This is a genomic window from Paenibacillus darwinianus, from assembly GCF_000598065.1.
Lineage (GTDB): Bacteria > Bacillota > Bacilli > Paenibacillales > Paenibacillaceae > Paenibacillus_I > Paenibacillus_I darwinianus.
The window spans coordinates 4,373-7,960 of the sequence record NZ_KK082131.1 but is presented as its reverse complement, the minus strand read 5'-3'; the positions used below and the strand labels follow the sequence as shown (position 1 = coordinate 7,960).

At 60.4% G+C, this 3,588-nt stretch carries 4 protein-coding genes; all 4 read right to left on the bottom strand.

The genetic code is table 11. The features are described 5' to 3' along the window. Positions 1-509 (bottom strand): NAD-dependent epimerase/dehydratase family protein (locus tag BG52_RS02025; RefSeq protein ID WP_036580547.1); only part of this gene is annotated, 509 nt, incomplete at its 3' end. Next, positions 506-1,357 (bottom strand): dTDP-4-dehydrorhamnose reductase family protein, encoded by an 852-nt coding sequence (locus tag BG52_RS02020; protein WP_036580546.1) that lies wholly within the window; start codon positions 1,355-1,357, stop codon positions 506-508. The genes BG52_RS02020 and BG52_RS02025, both read right to left, overlap by 4 nt. Then, positions 1,354-2,337, bottom strand: coding sequence for a polysaccharide biosynthesis protein (locus tag BG52_RS02015; protein ID WP_036580545.1), 984 nt, complete (start codon positions 2,335-2,337; stop codon positions 1,354-1,356). Before BG52_RS02015 ends, BG52_RS02020 begins: the two co-directional genes overlap by 4 nt. After that, complete coding sequence (gene wecB, locus BG52_RS02010; protein ID WP_036580544.1) at positions 2,324-3,424, bottom strand: non-hydrolyzing UDP-N-acetylglucosamine 2-epimerase; 1,101 nt, start codon at positions 3,422-3,424, stop codon at positions 2,324-2,326. Before wecB ends, BG52_RS02015 begins: the two co-directional genes overlap by 14 nt. Positions 3,425-3,588 lie beyond the last annotated feature (164 nt).

The following is a 3,588-nucleotide window of genomic DNA, read 5'->3' as shown; positions in this document are numbered from 1 at the left end:
GCCACCAGCGCATCCGAGCCGTAAAGCTGATGCCAGCAACGGACCGCAGACACCTGCATCGTTTTGCTTAATCCATAAGGATGCCGCGGGTCTGGAGCCGCTCCGCCGCCCGGCCATTCGTTGCGGAGCAACGAGCCCGCCACTAGTGTCCGGCAGCCGTTCGCCAACCTGCGGACAGCCTCAAGCACATGAACCGTCGACATCAGATTCGATTCGAGAAAAAGGGCGGGAGCGTTCCACGAAGGCCCGACCGCATTCAAACCCGCCAGATGCAGCAGATAATCCGGCCGGTGCTTGACCAGCAGACGCCTCACGGCTTCGCCGTCCGTCAGTTCGCATACGTCCAGGGACGCGCATGTTCGCTCAACCTCGACCGCGCGGGCGTGACCGGCATCCCGCACGACGCCGATCACCTTCATGCCGCCCCCGGCTGGCGAAGCAAAATAGGCGCACGCATGCAGCCCGCTGAAGCCGGCTGCGCCCGTGATCAGTATCGTTCTCCCCCTCATGTCTGAACGCCGCCGTCCGGCTTCATCCAGCGGGCAAGCTCCTCCAGCATCGCCGGGTAGGGCTGCGCTTCATACCGCCAGTCGGTTCTTGTCGCCGTCAAGGTCCGATCGATCCGGGGATCCTCCGAAGGCTCGATGACAATGCCGCGTCGGTCGAACACTTCCGCGAACAGCCTCAGCAACTCCAGCTTGCTGACCGGTTCCGGCGCCGTCAGGTGCACGAGTCCGCCGACCCGTGGATTCCGGACGGCGTATTCGACCGCTTTGGCAAGCTCAAGTGTTGTGACCCCGTTCCACATGACCTGCGCATATCCCTTCACCGGATCGCTCTGGCGTAGAAACCAATAGAGAAGCCCGATTCCCGCAGGCCTTATTTCCGGACCGATAATCGACGTCCGGATCGTCAAATGCCGTGCATCCGTCACCTCGCCCAGCGCCTTCGACCTCGCGTACACGGAAGTTCCGTCCGGCCGGTCCGTCTCGGTATAACCTCCCCGGCTGCCTGAGAATACGCAGTCCGAGCTGATGTGGATCAACCGGCTGCCGATCACGTCGGCCGCATGCCTCAGCCAATGCGGAAGCATTCCGTTCACCGAATAAGCGGCCATTGGCCGCTCCTCCGCATCCTGATTGAGAACGCCCGCCGCATTGACGATAATGTCGGGCCGCTCCCCTTTCACCATTCTCAGCACCGCCTCGAAATCGTCTGCTTCAAGCAGACGCTCGCTGTCCGCGCCGGTGAGCTTCCGGACCGTCTGTATGACCTGCACGCCCGAAGCCGGCCTGCGGAAATAACGGACCAACATATGGCCGGCCATGCCATGACCGCCGATGACGAGCATGTTCATGACAGAAAGCCTCCGCCGGCCAGCATCTCGCGGATTTGCACTTTATTCATATGCGACTCGCCGGAGCTGAAGCTCTTTATGGCGATTGCCGGGTAATGACGGTATCGTTCGCGCAGACCGGGAATTTCGATGGGCGGCAGAATGACCAGATACTGACCGTCATAGACGACCGTGCTTTGGCTCTCGTAATCGGTCAGCAGGATCTCGTGTATTTTTTCGCCCGGCCGAACGCCCGTTTCAACCATTTCCACCTCTCGACCGGCGTGCTCCATGAGCACCTGCGCCAGGTCGACGATTTTGCAGGCAGGCATCGTAATGACGAAAATTTCGCCGCCCACGCTTTCTTCCGACGCTTTGAACAGCAGCCGGATCGCATCCTGCAGCGTCAGGAAGAAACGGGTCATCCGCTTGTCGGTAATCCGGACCGGATGGCCGTCCCGGATCTGCTGCTTGAACAGATGGATGACGCTGCCGTTGGTGCCGAGCACATTGCCTCCCCGCACGCATACGAATGTCGTATCGCTGCGCAGCAGGTTCGCGTACACGATCAGCTTCTCCCCGATCGCCTTCGTCATGCCGTAGAAGTTCGACGGATTGGCCGCCTTGTCCGTTGAAATATAGATGACCCGCTTCACACGGTTCGCAATCGCCGCTTCGATGACGTTCTGGGTTCCGATAACATTTGTCTTGAGCGCCTCGTAAGGGTGATCCTCACAGATGGGCACATGCTTCAAGGCGGCAAGATGATAGACATAATCGACCTCCTTGCAAGCCTCCAGCATCGCCTCCCTATCGCGAATATCGCCGATGCAAAAGCTTAGCCGCTTATCCTCGAATGTCCGGCTCATCGCCACCTGGCTGGATTCGTTGCGGGAAAACACGACGATCTCCTTCGGCTCTTGTGGGAGCAGCTGGCTCACCAACTCATACCCCCACGAGCCGGTTCCGCCGGTCACCAAGATGCGTTTATTTTTGAACATCCCATTTCCCTCCAAGCAAAAATTTAACCACTTTATCCGAGACGTCCCGCGCTTCATAGCCTTCAGGCGCATGCCACGCCGCCGGCCATGCCGTCATGGCCGCCACCGCATCCGCGATGCGGGACGGGTTCAGCCCGCATACGGCGTTGCTGCCGCAGTCCACCGTCTCGGGCCGCTCAGTCGATTCGCGGATCGTGACCGTCGGCACGCGCATGATGCAGCATTCCTCCTGCACCGTTCCGCTGTCCGTAACGGCGCACCATGCATCACGCTCCAGGCGGACGAAATCGAAAAAGCCGAACGGCTCGTGTAGCTCGACCAGCCCATGCACGGGCAAGCTGACGCTTCCCTGGAGCAGCCTTGATCGGGTGCGGGGATGAACGCTGCAAATCAGACGCTTGCCGAACCGCTCGGCCACCTGGTTCAGCCCGTTCAAAATAGCCGTGAGCCGAGCGGGATCGTCCACATTCTCGGCGCGGTGGGCGGTCACGATCAAATAATCGCCGGGCGTCAGGGCGTGGCGTTCAAGCGCGTCGCTGCCGTCGATCCCCTCCCGGTAATGCTCCATGACCTCGTATATGGGATTGCCGGTGAGCACGATCCGCTCCGGCGGAAAACCTTCCCGCAGCAAATTGGCCTTGCTGTAGGACGTATATGGCATATTAATGCTGGAGACGGCGTCGATAATTTTGCGGTTTTTCTCCTCCGGCACCCGCAGATCGTAGCAGCGGTTGCCGGCCTCCATATGGACGACCGGGATGCCCATCCGCTCGACGAGCACGGCGCTGAGCGCGCTGTTCGTATCGCCCAGCAGCAGGACGACGTCCGGACGTTCCCGCTCCAGAACAACCTCAAGCTCCCGGAACATCGCAGATAACTGCATGCCGAGCGAATGGCCCGGAAGTGTAACCTCGAAATCCGGCTTGCGCAGGCCCAACTGCTCAAAAAAGATGCCGCTGAGCGACTGCGTAAAGTTCTGCCCCGTATGAATCAGCAGATGCCGGTCGGCAAAAGCATCCAGCTTGCCGATAATCAGGCTGAGGCGGATAATCTCCGGGCGGGTGCCCAGAATAGTTGCGACTCGCAAGCACAGTCACCTCCACCTTCCAGTTATGCATCTCCCGCGCTTGCAAGCCTTCGTTCGCTTGCGTCCTTCGCGAGAGGCTGCAAGCCGACGGGATTTCGTTTTTCTGCGGCTGCGGGACCGGTCGTGCAAACCCCGGCTGCCGGATCGGACGCGCAGACCCCGGG